The sequence below is a fragment of the Dactylococcopsis salina PCC 8305 genome (assembly GCF_000317615.1).
GTDB classification, from domain to species: Bacteria; Cyanobacteriota; Cyanobacteriia; order Cyanobacteriales; family Rubidibacteraceae; genus Halothece; species Halothece salina.
The window spans coordinates 3383608-3400112 of the sequence record NC_019780.1 but is presented as its reverse complement, the minus strand read 5'-3'; the positions used below and the strand labels follow the sequence as shown (position 1 = coordinate 3400112).

At 43.9% G+C, this 16505-nt stretch carries 17 protein-coding genes; 11 read left to right on the top strand and 6 right to left on the bottom strand.

The genetic code is table 11. The features are described 5' to 3' along the window. Positions 1 to 140: 140 nt before the first annotated feature. Both DACSA_RS16250 and pheT read right to left on the bottom strand, forming a co-directional pair. On the bottom strand, positions 141 to 410 hold the full coding sequence (locus tag DACSA_RS16250) for a YciI family protein (protein WP_015230791.1): 270 nt from the start codon (positions 408 to 410) through the stop codon (positions 141 to 143). A 4-nt stretch (positions 411 to 414) separates the two neighbouring features. Further along, positions 415 to 2853: a phenylalanine--tRNA ligase subunit beta gene (gene pheT / locus DACSA_RS16245; protein ID WP_015230790.1), complete on the bottom strand. Its 2439-nt coding sequence runs from the start codon at positions 2851 to 2853 to the stop codon at positions 415 to 417. A gap of 418 nt (positions 2854 to 3271) precedes the next feature. Here pheT and DACSA_RS16235 point away from each other — a divergent pair, with 418 nt between their 5' ends. The 3 genes from DACSA_RS16235 (at position 3272) to DACSA_RS16225 (ending at position 5448) form a co-directional block, all read left to right on the top strand. After that, positions 3272 to 3454 (top strand): hypothetical protein, encoded by a 183-nt coding sequence (locus tag DACSA_RS16235; protein ID WP_041235545.1) that lies wholly within the window; start codon positions 3272 to 3274, stop codon positions 3452 to 3454. Between the two features lie 35 nt (positions 3455 to 3489). Further along, entirely contained in the window at positions 3490 to 4206 is a 717-nt protein-coding gene (locus DACSA_RS16230; RefSeq protein ID WP_015230789.1) for a cytochrome b/b6 domain-containing protein, read from the top strand. A 240-nt stretch (positions 4207 to 4446) separates the two neighbouring features. Beyond that, positions 4447 to 5448, top strand: coding sequence for a glycosyltransferase family 2 protein (locus DACSA_RS16225; protein WP_015230788.1), 1002 nt, complete (start codon positions 4447 to 4449; stop codon positions 5446 to 5448). Between the two features lie 6 nt (positions 5449 to 5454). Here DACSA_RS16225 and DACSA_RS16220 read toward each other — a convergent pair whose 3' ends face one another. Together DACSA_RS16220 and DACSA_RS16215 are read right to left on the bottom strand one after the other, a co-directional pair. Next, on the bottom strand, positions 5455 to 6636 hold the full coding sequence (locus DACSA_RS16220; protein WP_015230787.1) for an aspartate aminotransferase: 1182 nt from the start codon (positions 6634 to 6636) through the stop codon (positions 5455 to 5457). Positions 6637 to 6669: 33 nt separating this feature from the next. Continuing rightward, entirely contained in the window at positions 6670 to 7812 is a 1143-nt protein-coding gene (locus tag DACSA_RS16215; protein WP_015230786.1) for an iron-containing alcohol dehydrogenase family protein, read from the bottom strand. A gap of 147 nt (positions 7813 to 7959) precedes the next feature. Between DACSA_RS16215 and DACSA_RS16210 the strand changes: the two genes are divergently transcribed. The 5 genes from DACSA_RS16210 (at position 7960) to DACSA_RS16190 (ending at position 11434) form a co-directional block, all read left to right on the top strand. Next, positions 7960 to 8481: a photosystem I assembly protein Ycf3 gene (locus tag DACSA_RS16210; protein WP_015230785.1), complete on the top strand. Its 522-nt coding sequence runs from the start codon at positions 7960 to 7962 to the stop codon at positions 8479 to 8481. A gap of 397 nt (positions 8482 to 8878) precedes the next feature. After that, complete coding sequence (gene gatC, locus DACSA_RS16205; RefSeq protein WP_015230784.1) at positions 8879 to 9169, top strand: Asp-tRNA(Asn)/Glu-tRNA(Gln) amidotransferase subunit GatC; 291 nt, start codon at positions 8879 to 8881, stop codon at positions 9167 to 9169. A gap of 156 nt (positions 9170 to 9325) precedes the next feature. After that, positions 9326 to 10138: a nuclear transport factor 2 family protein gene (locus DACSA_RS16200; RefSeq protein ID WP_015230783.1), complete on the top strand. Its 813-nt coding sequence runs from the start codon at positions 9326 to 9328 to the stop codon at positions 10136 to 10138. Further along, complete coding sequence (locus DACSA_RS16195) at positions 10138 to 10917, top strand: SDR family oxidoreductase (RefSeq protein WP_015230782.1); 780 nt, start codon at positions 10138 to 10140, stop codon at positions 10915 to 10917. Before DACSA_RS16200 ends, DACSA_RS16195 begins: the two co-directional genes overlap by 1 nt. A gap of 28 nt (positions 10918 to 10945) precedes the next feature. Next, positions 10946 to 11434: a GNAT family N-acetyltransferase gene (locus DACSA_RS16190; protein ID WP_015230781.1), complete on the top strand. Its 489-nt coding sequence runs from the start codon at positions 10946 to 10948 to the stop codon at positions 11432 to 11434. A gap of 18 nt (positions 11435 to 11452) precedes the next feature. Here the strand turns inward: DACSA_RS16190 and DACSA_RS16185 are convergent, their stop codons facing one another. After that, positions 11453 to 11965, bottom strand: coding sequence for an inorganic diphosphatase (locus tag DACSA_RS16185; protein ID WP_015230780.1), 513 nt, complete (start codon positions 11963 to 11965; stop codon positions 11453 to 11455). 397 nt (positions 11966 to 12362) lie between these two features. Next, a complete protein-coding gene (locus tag DACSA_RS16180) occupies positions 12363 to 13643 on the bottom strand; it encodes a D-alanyl-D-alanine carboxypeptidase (RefSeq protein ID WP_015230779.1) in 1281 nt (426 codons plus the stop codon). A gap of 165 nt (positions 13644 to 13808) precedes the next feature. Here DACSA_RS16180 and plsX point away from each other — a divergent pair, with 165 nt between their 5' ends. From plsX to DACSA_RS16170, 3 genes are all read left to right on the top strand, one after another. Continuing rightward, positions 13809 to 14864, top strand: coding sequence for a phosphate acyltransferase PlsX (plsX, locus tag DACSA_RS16175; protein ID WP_015230778.1), 1056 nt, complete (start codon positions 13809 to 13811; stop codon positions 14862 to 14864). Between the two features lie 258 nt (positions 14865 to 15122). Next, complete coding sequence (locus DACSA_RS22655; RefSeq protein WP_269544611.1) at positions 15123 to 15257, top strand: hypothetical protein; 135 nt, start codon at positions 15123 to 15125, stop codon at positions 15255 to 15257. A gap of 208 nt (positions 15258 to 15465) precedes the next feature. Beyond that, complete coding sequence (locus DACSA_RS16170; RefSeq protein ID WP_015230777.1) at positions 15466 to 16482, top strand: beta-ketoacyl-ACP synthase 3; 1017 nt, start codon at positions 15466 to 15468, stop codon at positions 16480 to 16482. Positions 16483 to 16505: the final 23 nt, after the last annotated feature.

Sequence of the window (16505 nt, the reverse complement as noted above, 5' to 3'; positions counted from 1 at the left end):
CAATGCTGATGGCTTTAACCATTTTAGTTAAATTTTATGCAAAAGTCTTTCATATTTATATCACTGGTCACTGGTCACTGGTCACTGGTCACTGATTGTTGTTGGGTTTCGTTTCTCTCCACCCAACCTACATAACTTAATTAAAAGGCTTGTATCCATTCTTTAACTTGGTATTCTGTCCAAATTCCATTTTGCCAATAGGGATCATTTTCGACTAATTCTCGTACTGTTTTCTCGTCGGGTGCGTCATACAATGCGAACACTTGTTTTAAGTCTTTTGTCGGTCCGATCGTTAACAAGGTTCCCGCTTCTTTTTGTGCTTTTAAACCGTCTAAATGGGCTTGACGATAAGGGGCGCGTTTTTCTTCTACGTTCTCACAATAATTGCCCCACATTACATATTTTGCCATAATTTTAACTCCTTAAAGTAACATCAAATTCTTTGGTTAATGCTTTGCGAACTTTCTCTAAAGCGGGTTCGACTTCTTCATCGGTTAAGGTTCGATCGAGTGCCTGATAATTTAAACTAAAGGCTAAACTCCGTTGTCCGTCTGGCACATTTTCCCCCTGATATTCATCAAACAATTCCACATTATCTAACAGTTTTCCTCCTGCTTTTTTCATCACCTGAATCAGGGAAGCAACGGGAAGGTCAACTGGCGCATATAATGCCATATCTCTAGCAACAGCAGGATAAGTGGAAAAGGGCGTAAAACGAGACTGGGAGACATTTTTCGCAGCTAAAGCGTTTAATAGTTGTTCTAAATCAAAACTAAACACATAAACCGTTTCTGGTAGATCATTTTCTTGGGAAAACTGGGGATGTAATTGTCCGAAAATGCCTAATCTTTCTCCCTCTAAAAACAAAATTGCAGTGCGTCCAGGATGTAACCGTTTCTCTTCCTGAGTGGCTTCATAAGTCACTGTTAAACCCAAACGAGTGAACGCGGCTTCTAACAACCCTTTCCCTTGAAACCAACTCATCGGTTGTCCTTGACCGGAAGTTGTCCAACGTCCTTGAGAGAACATTTCACCACCCATAATTCCCGCGAGGGTGTCTGCTTCTCCGACACCTGTTTCAGTCTGCCAGAATCTTCGTCCGATTTCAAAGGCGTTTAATGCGCCATTTCCTCGCGCAAAATTATAGGAAAAGGCGTTAATTAATCCTGTGATTAACTCGGTTCGCAGTGCTGAATATTCTTTGAAGAGAGGATTTGCTAAGGTTACCGCTTCTCCTTCGGGTTTGACCAGAGAATAATGTAACACCTCAGTTAAACCCACCGCACGCATTGCTTCTCGGATGCGGTTTTTGTTTTGTTGTCGTGAGGAGAGATAACCCGGTTGGGTACTTTCAGGAAGCGTATCTTGAAAATAATCATAGCCGTAGAGACGGGCGACTTCTTCGATGAGATCGATTTCTCGTTCTAAGTCTCGATAGCGGTAAGGGGGAACTGTGACTGTCCAAGTCAGGGAAACCTCAGATTGTCTCTCTAATTCACAACCTAATGTGGTGAGAGTGCGTTCCACATCTTCGGCGGTGAGTTTGCCATCATCTCGGTTGTTAACATTTCCTAACACTTGCTGGACTCGATCGAGGCGTAGGGTCAAAGAACGATACCATTGTTCTGGCGTGGGACGAGTATCAGCAATTGCTTGTTGAGTGGGCGTTCCTGCTGCCAACTCCCTTAAAAGTGCGATCGCGCGTTGATTTGCCCGTTCTAACTCCGCTTGATTCACGCTGCGTTCATAGCGAGTAGAAGCCTCTGTGCGTAGGCTTTGCGCCCTTGCCGATCGTCTTACTGCTACGGGTTCAAACAGCGCCGCTTCCAAAATTATATTCTCAGTTTGGTCATAAACTTCCGTTTCTTCACCACCCATTACGCCAGCTAAGGCAATAGGAACATCATTAGCCGTAATCAGTAAATTATCGGGATGAAGTTCACGAGATTGTCCGTCGAGAGTGGTTAAAGTTTCCGTTGCGGTAGCGAGACGAACCCCAATAGTTAACCCTTCCCCTTTTGCTACCGATTGTAATCGATCGCGATCGAAGGCGTGTAACGGTTGACCCCACTCCAACAGCACATAATTTGTAACATCAACCACATTATTAATCGGACGCACCCCTGCTGCTTGTAACCGTCGCTGTAACCATTGGGGAGAGGGGGCAATTTCCAAGTTTCTAATTTCCGTCCCGAAATAGGCGCGACAAGCCTCCGTTGCTGTCACCTGTACTTGTAAAGACCCCTCACCGCCAGCAATCTCCTGCTGTGACGATTCAGGAAGCCTGAGAGGTTTCCCCGTCAGCGCCGCCACTTCTCGCGCGACACCGACCATACTCAACGCATCCGCACGATTCGCCGTTGTGGTCAAGTCTAACACCACATCATCTAATCCCAAAATCGGATAAACGGGTTCTCCCACCGTGAGATTCTCTTGGGAAAAAACATGAATCCCATCAGACTCTTTTTCCAACCCTAACTCTGCTAGAGAACAAATCATTCCCTCTGATGCGACTCCCCGTAACTTGTTGCGTTTAATTTTTAAGTCTTTCACAGGGAGATAACTTCCCATGGTCGCCACTGGAACATAAATTTCAGCGCGAACATTACTCGCACCACAGACAATGGTTTTCGGTTCATCTTCACCAATATCAACGCGACACACACTCAGTTTATCTGCATTGGGATGTTTATTTCGTTCTAAAACCTTTCCCACCACTACGCCTTCCGCAAACGTGCGACGGTGTTCGATTTCTTCCACTTCAAACCCCGCAATGGTTAAAATTTCACCAAGGGCTTCTGGTGTTAAATCGAGATCAACAAATTCCTGTAACCAATTTAGAGAGACTCGCATGGACTTGTTTGGTGTTCGTGCAACTTTAACTCTTAGCTTTTCTATTGTGACACCAACGGATCAATCTGTGAATGTTTGGAACAAAAGTTTCGATCGATTGTTGTTGGGTTGCATTTCATTTCACCCAACCTACTTTTTATCATCGATCGATTGGTGTGGGGTTGCATTTCATTTCACCCAACCTACTTTTTATCATCGATCGATTGGTGTGGGGTTGCCTTTCATTTCACCCAACCTACTTTTTATCATCGATCGATTGTTGTGGGGTTGCATTTCATTTCACCGAACCTACTTTTTATCATCGATCGATTGTTGTGGGGTTGCATTTCATTTCACCCAACCTACGACTGATCCTGAATCCCATTTTAGAAATCCCAGAGGACGATCGCGTTTGTCCGATTATTCAACCTAAGTAATTGTGGATGTGGAACAAGGGAAAATCCTTACTTTTGCGATGAATACAGAAGGTAGCTTTAGAATTAACGAATCTCAAGTCTTGTCTGGATTAGACATTTCTCTTTTAGAAACAGCACTACAACGCACGCGGAAAATGAGTCATAGTGAAGTTGGTGCTTGGTTACTCTCGCAGTTTCCAAGATAAAATCAGATCAGTATAATCTAGACAGTTAAACAGAAATGTCATCCTCTCCTAAGTCTCCTTATCAACCCTTTCTTTTACGTTTTTTACATAGCGCGATCGCCTTTTTCGTCCTCGCAGCAATTATTACAGCTTTCTGGACTTATGACACTTATGATGGACGATGGGGAGGTCTTCCCCTACCAAAATGGTCGGACATTGAAGGAATTCATGGAACATTTGGACTGTGGTCTTTATTAATCTTTCCTATTTTTGTTTTCTACGCCATTCATCGCGGACAACGAAGACTCATTCAATCCTCTTTTGTCAGGGAATTAAATAAAATTGGTAAGCCAATTTGGTGGTATAACCTACATCGATTAACCAATACTCTAGCCATATTTGCCTTAAGTTTTGCCCTGTTTTCTGGGAAAATGATGGATGAGAAATGGTTGCCTAGAGGTGAACTTAATCATGGTTGGTATTATGCTCATTTAATCTCTTGGGTCGTTCTAGTAATCGCGATCGCACTTCATTCATTGATGGGACTAAAAGTGGGAGGGAAACCACTTTTACTCTCGATGTTTCACTGGCAGTTTCGGTCTAAAGATAGTCCGTTTTTATGGGGAACACAAGTCAAAACTTGGCTAAAAGAAAACAAAATTGCGACTGGTATCAAACAAGAATTGCGAAAACTTTCTCCTCATCTCAAAATCATCGAAATTGTAATTTTTTCGAGTTTGATCATTGCTTGGATTCTTCCTCTAATTAAATAATTCCCATCATACTTAATCGGAAATGTGGTTTGTAATTTCTGCAATGGCGCGATCGTTTAAGTGTTGATCAAATTTAAAAAGATGATTTTGTACTATTGCCTTTAATTGACGATCGCATTTGTCCTATTATTGAATCGGAATATTTGCATCGAGTAATCGAGTCGCACAAGGGATCATTTACAGCACGATCGCTTGACAAGGTAAAATCAAGTTGATCAGTTAGTTTTTTGTGAGGTGTGAGTGAGTTATTCTCCTAGTTTTTCCGAGAAGGTACTTGATGAGATTAAAACAGCGCCGCAGGTTTCTGTAATTGTTCCCATTTACAATGAGGTGGAGAGTTTAGAAGCGTTAGTCGATTTGATCGCACAAACTTTAATTCCGACGCAACGCCCCTATGAAGTGATCTGTGTTGATGACGGTTCTAAGGATGGTTCAACCGCACTCCTCAAAACACTAGCACAAAGCAGAAAAGACTTATCTGCGGTCATTCTGCGGCGCAACTATGGACAAACCGCTGCCATGGCTGCGGGTTTCCATCAAGCACAGGGACAGTTTATCATTTCCCTTGATGCAGATTTACAAAACGATCCCACTGATATCCCACAACTCCTCGCTAAACTAGAAGAAGGCTATGATCTCGTTAGTGGTTGGCGCAAATATCGCCAAGATGCTGCGTTAACCCGCTTACTCCCTTCAAAAATCGCAAACTGGCTGATCGGAAAAGTCACAAATGTTCGCATCCATGACTATGGCTGTTCTCTCAAAGGCTATCGTGCGGAATTGTTGGCGGATATGAATTTATATGGCGAATTACATCGGTTTCTTCCCGCATTAGCGTTTATTGAAGGGGCAAAAATTACCGAAATTCCTGTTAAACATCATCCCCGACGCTATGGTAGCAGTAAATACGGTTTAGGGCGAACCTTGCGAGTTTTAATGGACTTGTTAACTATCTGGTTTATGCAGAAGTTTCTCACTCGTCCGATGCACGTTTTTGGTTCTTTAGGATTAACTTCTATGGGGTTGGGAGTCTTAATTGGTGCGTATTTAACGTTTGTTAAGTTTGCCTTTAATCAAGATATTGGCGATCGACCACTGTTAATTTTAGTGGTAGTATTACTGTTAGCTGGCGTACAATTATTTTCCTTTGGTTTATTAGGAGAACTCCTCATTCGCACCTATCACGAATCACAAGGCAGACCGATTTATCGGGTGCGAGAGGTGGTTTCCTCGATCGAGTAGTGATTATTACTTATAACGAATCCCTGCTTGTTGAAAGCGATTTAAAACCTCTTGCAAGCGATCGATCGATTCAATTAAACTAATCCTCACATACCCTTCTCCCGCCTCTCCAAAAGCATTCCCTGGCGTAACCACCACACCCGTTTTCTGCAACGTATCCAAAGCAAAATCCGTCGAACTTCGCCCCCTTGGACACTTAACCCATAAATACATTGTCGCCTTCGGTTTCGGAATCTTCCAACCTAACGCTTCTAACCCAGCCACTAAAAAATCCCGTCGTTGCTGATAACGCTGTTGGGCGGTTTCCACATAACTATCTGGCAAATCTAACGCCGTTTCCGCCGCCGCTTGTACCGCCGAAAAAATCCCATAATCCATATTGGTTTTCAGCGTCCGCAGTCCTTGGATAATTTTACTATTTCCCACCACAAACCCCACACGCCATCCTGCCATACTATAGGTTTTCGAGAGGGTGTGAAACTCCACACTAATTTCCTTCGCCCCTGGAATTTCTAAAACACTCGTCGGTTGATAGCCATCAAACGCCAATTCCGCATAACAGAGATCATGTACCAATAAAATCGAGTAATGACGAGCAAACGCCACAATTTCCTCGAAAAACTCCCTCGGTGCAACCGCAGTGGTGGGATTACTGGGATAATTGAAATATAAAATCTTGCTCTGTTGCGCCACATCTTCTGGAATTGCACTTAAATCAATTAACCAGTCTTGTTCGGGCGTTAAAACCATTTGATGGAGTTTACCACCAGCAATGAGGGGGCCGCGAAAATGAGCAGGATAAGCAGGAGAGGGAACTAAAACTAAATCCCCAGGATTAACATAAGCTAAAGCGAGATGGGTTAACCCTTCCTTTGAGCCAATGAGCGGTAACGCCTCACTGTCTGGAGATAAATTCACCCCATAACGACGATGATACCACCGCGCGATCGAAGCGCGAAAACTACCCGTCCCCTCAAACGGCGGATAACCGTGATTTTCTCTCACCTTCAAAGCATTAATCGCCGCCTCAATCACAGGAGAGGGAGCAAAGCCATCTGGGTTTCCCATCCCCAAATCTATTAAATCTAAGCCTTGTTCTCGCGCTTTTGCCTTCAATTCATCCAGACGAGCAAACACATAGGGAGGAAGGGCGTTTAATCGTTCAGCAGGGGTTGGTAGATATCCCATCGTTTTCTTAGTTTCCTTCACAAAATGCCGATTCTAAACCTTAGCCGCAGCTTTGCTATTAACAGTTACCGTTGTCGAAACCATTGCCGCCACTAATTCCGTCGGCTCTACTGTAAAAGGTAAACGATGAATATCAGAATTAGGCGCACAAGCAATTTCCGCAACTTGCTGCAACTGAGTTAAAGTCACGTTCTCTAATCCTAAATCCTCAAGGCTCTTTGGTAAACCGATTTCGGAATAAAATTCTAATAATTGCTGTCGCGCTGTTGCTGCCAATTGGTTATTCTCCACCATTTCTTCTAACCGCAGTTGCACTAAAATCCCATAAGCAACCTTTTCGCCATGAAGGATGTTGTGAGTCGCTTCTATATGGGTTAACCCATTATGGATGGCATGAGCGGCAACTGTGCGACAATTTGCGCCACCTAAACCGCCAATGACACCTGGCAGTAATACCGTTGCGTCAACAATTTCTTGCCAAACTGCTCCCCCTGGATTTTCCAGCGCAGTTGCTGACTTTTGCAGTAGGATATCCCGTAACACTCGCGCTTGTTGCACCGCAGCAATGGTTAAACTGGCGGTGGCGTGACCACTACTCACCGATGCTTCGTACCATTTCGCGAGAGCGTCACCAATACCAGCAATGAGAGTGCGTTTCGGTGCGGTTTCGATTAAATCGTAGTCGAGAATCAGTAAGTTGGGAGGGTAGGGAAGGGGAACATCATAGAGGAAAGCCCCTGCTTCTGTGTAGAGATTCGATAGGGCTGTCCAAGCGGCACAAGTTGCGCCAGACGTGGGAATCGTAACCATGGGTAACTGACACTGGGAAGCAACTAATTTCGCCATATCTAATGCTTTGCCACCACCGACACCAATAATTAAGTCTGCTTGGTGATCAGAAACGACCGCTTGTAGCGTTTGCTGTGATTTTTCGCAAGAGTCGGGGTAATGAGAAGCACTGGTTATCGTGAGATCATGTTCTTGGCAAAGTGGCGCTAATAAAGGTTGAATTAATTTTAAAGCGCGATCGCCCCCAATGATCAAGGGACGTTTTCCCAACTGAGCAATATTTGCCCCAGCTTCTGTAATTGCACCTTTGCCGCGCATGATCTGTCCTGGAGACACCTGTAAGGTTGTCACCTGAGAAGAGGTGGAGACTTTCGTTTGTTGCTTCATTAAAAAATTCAGTGTTACAAATTAATAACGTACAATTGACAATTATAGTCCAGTGTTAATTCAATAAGCGATTAAAGTCCATCTCGATCGAGCGATCAGTTAAAGTAAAAGTAAACGTAATGTAGATGATGTAATCTAAGAACAGCGATGCCAAGAACACAGCGTAACGATAACTTCATTGATAAATCATTTACAGTGATGGCAGATATTATCCTCAAAATGTTGCCCACTGGAAAACGATCAAAAGAAGCATTTACCTATTATCGAGATGGAATGTCAGCGCAGTCTGATGGGGAATATGCAGAGGCGTTAGATAATTATTATGAGGCTTTAAAACTAGAAGAAGACCCGAACGATCGAAGCTATGTGTTGTATAATATAGCCTTAATTCACACCAGTAATGGTGAGTATGAAAGAGCGCTGGAATACTACCAAAAAGCGATCGAAGATAACCCCCGTCTTCCCCAAGCCATGAATAATATCGCTGTGATCTACCACCATCAGGGAGATTTAGCCAAAAAAGAAGGGCGAGAAGAACAAGGAGAAGCACTCTTCGATCAAGCGGCGGAATACTGGAAAGAAGCGATTCGCATGGCCCCCAATAACTACATTGAAGCCCAAAACTGGCTCAAAACCACTGGTCGTTCCGACATCGACGTTTATTTTTAGAAAAGACTGAATGTCAACGACCCACCGTTAAACCTCTTGGGAGGTTATAACGGGGGCTTCTTGGAGTCCACAAGTTGACCAGCCTAAGCCCTTCGACTTCGCTCAGGGCTACGTTTCTAAAGCCATCACACCTCGGAATACGTGCTAGTTCCCTGCTCTGTGGTTAACAGTTAAACATTCCTAAACGGGTTAAGAAAGTGCTGTTAGCTTGACAAACTTTAGAAACCTTGGCGAAGCATACTTAACTCGGTGTAGCGAAGTCTCCCATTATTGGGAACTGAAGGGAGACTACACCTCTCTCCCTTCACTCCCTTTTGTAAACACATTAAATGGAGGACGTGCTTTCCTCTCCCCCTAACCCTTCGGGTATAGAGGGAGTCTCCCGCACGAAGAAAAGATGATTGATCTTGAACAAGTGCAAAAAGTCGCTCACTTAGCACGTTTAGAACTAACACCAGAAGAAGAACAACAATTGACTAGCCAACTCAGTGGGATTTTGGAATATGTGGAACAACTCAATGAGTTAGACACCACAGATGTTGCTCCCACAACCCGCGCGATCGATGTCAGTAATATCACGCGATCGGATCAAGAAATTCCTTATGCAGAAACCGAAGCGTTGTTAGAACAAGCACCAACGCGGGAAGATACCTTTTTCCGTGTGCCTCAAATTATGAGCAGTGACTAATCTGTAGGTTGGGTGGAGGAAACGAAACCCAACATTAATCAGTGATCAGTGATCAGTGACCAGTGATCAGTGACCAGTGACCAGTGACCAGTGACCAGTGACCAGTAGTTCTCAAACTTAATTAGTAAAAGTGAAAGATTGATCGATTATAAAAAAATGCTAAATCATCTCCTAAAAAAAAGCACCCCATTCTCCTATATCATCGCATCGATCGCGCTCTTGTTAATGAGTACCGTTGCTCAAGCCGCTCCCGCTAATACAGCACCAAAAACTCTCACCGAACGGCTAAATCAATTAGAAACCGCCGCCAATAATGGTAATTTAGAAGCAGTGCGATCGGTTTATAGTCAAAACTTTAGCGCTGAATCGGGTTTAAATGTAGAAACCTTAACCCAAAAACTCGAACAACTCTGGGACACCTATTCCCGACTAGATTATCAGGTAGAATTACAAAGTTGGGAACGAGAGGGAGATGCGATCGTAGCAGAAACCGTCACTCGTATCCGAGGATTGCGAGAAATCCAAGGAAAAGAAGCGTTTTTAGATGCGCGGCTGCGATCGCGCCAACGGTTTCGCAATGGTAAAATTGTCTCTCAGAATACCTTAGAAGAAAGTTCCCGACTCTATATTGGCAGTGCGCCGCGTGTCAAAGTCAATGCTCCCAATGAGGTAGAAGTAGGAGAAGAATTTAATTTTGATGTGATTGTCCGCGAACCAGTGGGAAATGATATCTTGTTAGGAACAGCATTGGAAGAAGCAGTCACCTCCAGTAAATATTTAGCCCCACAAGAGCTTGATTTAGAAATTCTACCTGCTGGTGGAATTTATCGACTGGGAAAAATCGATCGACCTGGGGAACGCTGGCTGTCTGCGATAATTGTTCGAGATGATGGAATTACCCTGATTTCCGAACGAGTTAATGTGATTTCTCCGATGTCTGCGTTGTCAAACTCCAAACCAACTGATTGATGAACTCTCTCGAAGATAAAATCGTTTTGATTACTGGCGCGAGTAGCGGCCTTGGGGCTGCTTGTGCCAGAATATTTGCTCAGGGGAAAGCAAAGTTAATTCTTAATGCACGTCGTCAAGACCGCTTAGAGGAATTAGCCCAAGAACTAAAAACAGAGTATGGAAGCGAGTGTTATTTACTTTCCTTTGATGTGCGCGATCGAGCGACCTTAGAACAATCTCTTTCCTCCCTTCCCTCTCCCTGGTCAAACATTGATGTTTTAATCAATAATGCAGGATTAAGTCGCGGACTGAATCCCCTACAGGAAGGAAGCATTGAAGACTGGGAAGAAATGATCGATACCAATATCAAAGGGTTGCTTTACATGACTCGAAAAATTGCGCCTAATATGGTAGAAAGAGGAAGCGGTCATATTATTAATATCGGCTCGATCGCGGGACATCAAACCTATCCCAAAGGAAACGTTTATTGCGCCACTAAAGCCGCCGTTCGCACCCTATCAGAAGGTTTAAAACAAGACCTCTTGGGAACACCAGTGCGAGTCAGTTGTGTTGATCCAGGCTTAGTGGAAACCGAGTTTAGCTTAGTGCGATTTCGTGGGGAACAAGAAAAAGCCGAAAAAACCTATCAAGGCTTAACCCCCCTTTCCCCAGAAGATATTGCTGATGTCGTGTATTTTTGCGCCACTCGCCCTCCTCACGTTAATGTGAGTGAAATGTTAGTCATGCCAACGGATCAAAGTGGTTCAACCATGGTTCATCGACGCACCTCATCTTAATCATAAATAACGAAGAACGAAGAACAAAATGCCAATTCAATTTTGTGACGACTCAAACCAGATCGATATTCCCGCTTTACAAAACCTCTTCAACCTTACTGCATTTTGGGCGCAAGGACGAACCGAAGCGGGATTAAAAACGGCGATTGCGAATAGTAATCCCGTGATTACAGTTTGGGAAGGAGAACGTTTAATTGGGTTTTCTCGCGCCACCAGTGATTGTGTTTACCGCGCGACGATTTGGGATGTGGTGATTCATCCTGAATATCAAGGAGTCGGTTTAGGGAGTACCTTAGTTGAAACTATGTTGGCACATCCGCGTTTAATTGGTGTTGAACGAGTGTATTTAATGACGACTTATCAACAAAATTTTTATCAACAAATCGGTTTCCAAGACAACCCAACCACCACCATGGTTATGTACAACAACAAGGGTTTAGTGAACCAGTTTAATGATCAGTGTGACGAAGCAACAACCAAGCAGGTAGAGACATTCCAAGGAACGTCTCCACAGTAAGGGAAGAATAGAATGGAATTAACCGTTAACCGCTTTCACACACTTTTCGACTAAAGCATTAACGGTGTCCACATCTTTCCAACCTAAAATTTCCGTTTCTTTCTTCTCTAAGCGTTTATAGGTGGCGAAAAATTCGGAAATCTCATCGAGACGGTGAGGGGCAATTTGCCCAAGGGCATTGATTTCTTTGAATCGGGGGTCTTTATCGGGAACACAGAGCAGTTTTTCGTCTCGATCGCCATCATCAATCATCTCTAACATCCCAATGGGACGAGCAGTGATCACACAACCAGGAAAAGTCGGTTGATCCATGATTACCATCCCATCGAGGGGATCACCATCATCGGCGAGGGTGTTGGGAATGAACCCATAGTCGTAGGGATATTGAACAGAAGCATATAACACGCGATCGAGGGCGAAAGTATTTAAGTCTTTATCAAACTCATATTTGTTTTTGCTTCCCCCTGCAATTTCAATCACAATGTTGACTAAACCAGGTTTCGGCTGTGCGGGAATCCGTGATAAATCCAATGGTTTTCTCCTCAAAATTAATAATAACGATGATCGGGGATAACTTTCCCCACCAAGAGTTTAATCTTACCGTGATCAGTGATCAGTGACCAGTGACCAGTAATCAGTGACCAGTAATTAGTGACCAGTGACCAGTGACCAGTAATCAGTGACCAGTAATTAGTGATCAGTGACCAGTGACCAGTGACCAGTGACCAGTGACCAGTAATTAGTGATCAGTGATCAGTGACCAGTGACCAGTGACCAGTGATCAGTGATCAGTGACCAGTGACCAGTGATCAGTGACCAGTGATCAGTGACCAGTGACCAGTGAATTAATAATCTAAGTCGTTAATTTGTAGCACTAATTGTTCACGCATGGTATTACTAATTAAGTTTGAGAACTACTGGCAACTGCTTAACTGGTCACTGGAAGGTTACGTTTGGGATCACCTAATTGAACCAGAGAATTACTTTTAAATCTAGAAATTTGCCATGATTGATCTAATTGTTGTAGAAACTGATCTTGTTGATTACGGAAAGTTTGCAGATTGCCATTTTGATTAATAATGGTGAAATAAACTAAGCCATGACGCTTCGTTGAAATCACCCCCGCTAAAGCGCTAACATTCCATAAACTGCCTGTTTTTACCGCAATTCCTTCGGTGATGGCTCGATCGCGCACAGTACCGCGATTAATTCCAGTAACAGGTAAAATTGCTCCCATTGTTTCCCCCTCAGATTCTAATTGTTGTTGAATTGCCCGTAACATTTTCGCCACAGCACGAGGGGATAAGCGATTATCAATTCCTAATCCTGAACCATTAATTAATTGTACTTCTTCAGAAGAAACTTGTGTAATTTCGATAACTTTTTGTTCGACTATTTTCGCTCCCCCCACCGATCGAGCGATTAAATCCGCCATTTTATTATTACTATAAACATTCATTTCTTGAAGGATATCCCTTAAAGGCAGAGAAAGATGGCGAATTAGCAATTTATTACTCTTAAAATCAGCGTTATTACTAACCTGAATATTCCCTAAAACTTGCACTTGTGGACGCAGCATTTCCGAGGGGAGTTGTTTATATTGCTTTTGAATCTCTCGTGACCATAATTGATGATTGAGTGCTTGGGCGAAAAGTTGAGCGGAAGTTTGAGGATTTTGTTGATAATTCAGAAAAAAATCACCAACAATAATTAAATTCCCGCTTATTTTTTCAATTCCTAATTCATTTAAGCGATTTCCGAGCGCGATCGCCTCCTCCCAGACAAAAAAGGGATCACCTCCCCCTTCAATCACTAAATCCCCTTTTAAAACCCCATCTTCAATTCCCCCCGTGTGTCTCACCAGAGTTTCAAACTGATAATTAACCCCATAAGTGTCTAAAGCCGCTAAACTGGTGGCAATTTTCGTTAAAGAAGCCGCCGACTGAGAAATCTCTCCGCGATGTTGGGAAAAAGTCCACCAATCAGAAGCGAACCAAACCCCTTGACTGTCCAGGGGAATCCCCATGTTAGATAAATCTTGTAAATAGTTTTCTGCAATTTTTTTGATGATCGGTTCAGGAGAATGAGGGAGAGAAAATAACGCTGATTCCTCCCACTGTAGTGGTTGTATCGGCTTCAGAGGAGGTGGCGTTTCCCCCCATCCTGTGAATAATTCCGTAATTAAACCCAAGCTAATCAAATCCAACATTACCCTAATCTCACAAAAATACGACTGGTCAGTTGTAACAACAACCTGTAATCTATCTTAAAGAGACATACTGCACTGTTTTTAACTTAAAATTTAATTGTTTAGTTCTACTTTAATGAAAACAGGACTTAAACTAAGTCCTTAACACTTATACGAATTGGATTTATGAAATCGACTCGCGCAAAAATTGCAGTTGACGCTATGGGGGGAGACTATGCTCCCGGTGAAATTATTACTGGGGCGCTCCGAGCCACAGAAGAACTCGAAGTAGATGTGCTGTTAGTGGGTGATCCAGAACAGATTCAACCCCTGATGGAAGCATCGGGAAGCCAGAATAATCCACATCTAGAAGTGATCCCCTCCGAAGGGGTGATTGAAATGTCAGAAGAGCCAATGGCGGCGTTAAAACAGAAACGGAAAGCGTCGATTAATGTGGCGATGGATATGGTGAAAGCTGGACGAGCAGAGGCGGTGGTTTCTGCTGGTCATTCTGGCGCGGCGATGGCGGGAGCATTGTTACGGTTGGGACGCTTAAAAGGCATCGATCGACCCGCCATTGGGGCAATTTTACCAACAATGATCGCGGGAAAATCAGTAATCATCCTCGATGCGGGAGCAATGGTTGATTGTCGCCCGAAATTTTTGGAACAGTTTGGCTTGATGGGGACGGTTTACAGTAAATATGTTCTGGGTAATGCTGAACCGAAAGTGGGATTACTGAATATTGGCGAAGAACCATCTAAGGGGAATGAAGCATCAATCCGCGCTCATCAGTTGATGACAGACAATCCTCAGATTCCCTTTGTCGGGAATGCCGAAGGGAGAGATGTTCTCTCTGGAAAGTTTGATGTTATTGTTTGTGATGGCTTTGTGGGGAATGTGATTCTTAAGTTTGCCGAAGCAGTGGGAGAAGTCTTACTGGATATTCTCAAGGAAGAATTGCCACGAGGATTACATGGACAGGTGGGAAGTGCTTTATTAAAACCGAATCTCAAACGGATTAAGCAACGCATTGATCACGCAGAACACGGAGGAGCGTTACTACTGGGCGTTGATGGCATTTGCATTATTAGTCATGGTAGTTCTCAAGCCCCTTCGATTTATAATGCGATTCGTCTGGCGAAAGATGCGATCGATGAGAAGGTTTTAACCCGTCTTCGTTCCTACAGCGCAGGAACAGAAGGTTTATCCGTAGATTCAACAGTCAGCACGAATCTGTAATACGATTTTGGAAAAATTACCCCTCTTTTATCCCCCCAACCCCCCGATGATTGGGCAGGGCTGTTTCATTCTATTTTTTTGGTTATTCCAGATGTTAGGAATAGCAGGGGTTTTACGGCTTTTTTCTTAAGAAAAAGCCAAATTAGAAGAAATTGGCGCGATCGCGCCACCCCGTAGGGGTTTTAGGCGATCGCTTTCGATTTTAACACCGAGAATGAAACAGCCCTGCCGATGATTGGGGGGCTTTGGGTAGGTTGGGTGGAGAGAAACGAAACCCAACCCCCTCACTGGTCACTGGTGACTGGGAGACGTTCCATGGAAGGAGACGTTCCATGGAAGGAGACGTTCCATGGAACGTCTCTACATTGGTCACTGGTGATTAGAAAAAATTAATTGATCTCGATCGCGTCAATCCCCTTCTACCTCCGTTCTTCCTTCAATTAAAGCATCTTCGATCGCCACATCTTCCAAATTTTTAAGAATTGGGGAAAAGTTGACAAGAGATTCGGTTTTGCCTTACTATTCGTTGCGAGCGGTCAAAAGGCTTAACTTTTTTTCAGATGTCGTCAATGACTGGGTTTTAAACCCGTGATCAAATTGGATGAGGAACGGATTTTATTCAGCAGGAATCGGTATTACGGGGAGTGGTTCGGCAGCACCAGCAGGTCGATTAACCAATCAGGATTTAGCGCGGATGGTAGAAACATCTGATGATTGGATTACCACTCGTACTGGCATTCAACAGCGTTGTCTTGCCACGCCAAAGGAGTCTTTACTTACCCTCGGAACAGAAGCTAGTCAAAAAGCCCTCGCCATGGCACAAGTCCAACCGCAAGAGCTTGATTTAGTGATTTTAGCCACATCAACTCCTGATGATTTGTTTGGGAGTGCGGTGAGTATTCAAAGGGCGATCGGTGCGACGCAAGCAGTTGCTTTCGATCTGACCGCAGCTTGTTCGGGGTTTGTGTTTGGTTTGGTTAATGCCGCACAATTTATCCGCACCGGTGCTTATCGGAAAGTGTTACTCATCGGGGCTGATATCTTATCCCGTTGGGTGGATTGGTCCGATCGCAGCACTTGTATTTTATTTGGCGATGGCGCTGGTGCAGTGGTCATTGAAGCGACAGCCCCCGATCGCGATCGGTTACTGGGATTTGAACTCTGTAGTGATGGTAGTCTCAATCATACCTTGACACTAAATCATCAGGGAGAGGAGAAAAATCTTACCGAGGAGGTGACTGTCGGTCAGGGAAAATATCAACCGATTACCATGAAAGGAAAAGAAGTCTATCGCTTTGCCGTAGAAAAAGTGCCAGAGGTGATCTTAAAGGCGCTCTTTCATGCCGAATTAACGGCAGAACAAGTGGATTGGTTGTTACTCCATCAGGCAAATCAACGGATTATGGATGCGGTCGCACAACGCTTAAATCTTCCCCCAGAACGGGTCATTAGTAACTTAGCCAGTTATGGGAACACTTCGGCGGCTTCTATTCCTTTGGCACTAGATGAGGCCCAACACGCGGGGAAGTTAAAGTCGGGTGATATTATTGCTATGTCTGGATTTGGTGCGGGATTAACTTGGGGCAGCGCGATCGTACAATGGCAAATTGAATCTTAAAAATTGTATTGTAAATAACAAAG

Excerpts from the sequence above, each read along its gene's own strand:
- gatC (WP_015230784.1), top strand. The coding sequence starts at position 8,879 with ATGATTGATCTTGAACAAGTGCAAAAAGTCGCTCACTTAGCACGTTTA.
- DACSA_RS16230 (WP_015230789.1), top strand. The coding sequence starts at position 3,490 with ATGTCATCCTCTCCTAAGTCTCCTTATCAACCCTTTCTTTTACGTTTT.
- DACSA_RS16200 (WP_015230783.1), top strand. The coding sequence starts at position 9,326 with ATGCTAAATCATCTCCTAAAAAAAAGCACCCCATTCTCCTATATCATC.
- DACSA_RS16210 (WP_015230785.1), top strand. The coding sequence starts at position 7,960 with ATGCCAAGAACACAGCGTAACGATAACTTCATTGATAAATCATTTACA.
- DACSA_RS16190 (WP_015230781.1), top strand. The coding sequence starts at position 10,946 with ATGCCAATTCAATTTTGTGACGACTCAAACCAGATCGATATTCCCGCT.
- DACSA_RS16195 (WP_015230782.1), top strand. The coding sequence starts at position 10,138 with ATGAACTCTCTCGAAGATAAAATCGTTTTGATTACTGGCGCGAGTAGC.
- DACSA_RS16220 (WP_015230787.1), bottom strand. The coding sequence starts at position 6,636 with ATGGGATATCTACCAACCCCTGCTGAACGATTAAACGCCCTTCCTCCC.
- DACSA_RS16180 (WP_015230779.1), bottom strand. The coding sequence starts at position 13,643 with ATGTTGGATTTGATTAGCTTGGGTTTAATTACGGAATTATTCACAGGA.
- DACSA_RS16170 (WP_015230777.1), top strand. The coding sequence starts at position 15,466 with ATGAGGAACGGATTTTATTCAGCAGGAATCGGTATTACGGGGAGTGGT.
- DACSA_RS16215 (WP_015230786.1), bottom strand. The coding sequence starts at position 7,812 with ATGAAGCAACAAACGAAAGTCTCCACCTCTTCTCAGGTGACAACCTTA.
- pheT (WP_015230790.1), bottom strand. The coding sequence starts at position 2,853 with ATGCGAGTCTCTCTAAATTGGTTACAGGAATTTGTTGATCTCGATTTA.
- plsX (WP_015230778.1), top strand. The coding sequence starts at position 13,809 with ATGAAATCGACTCGCGCAAAAATTGCAGTTGACGCTATGGGGGGAGAC.
- DACSA_RS16250 (WP_015230791.1), bottom strand. The coding sequence starts at position 410 with ATGGCAAAATATGTAATGTGGGGCAATTATTGTGAGAACGTAGAAGAA.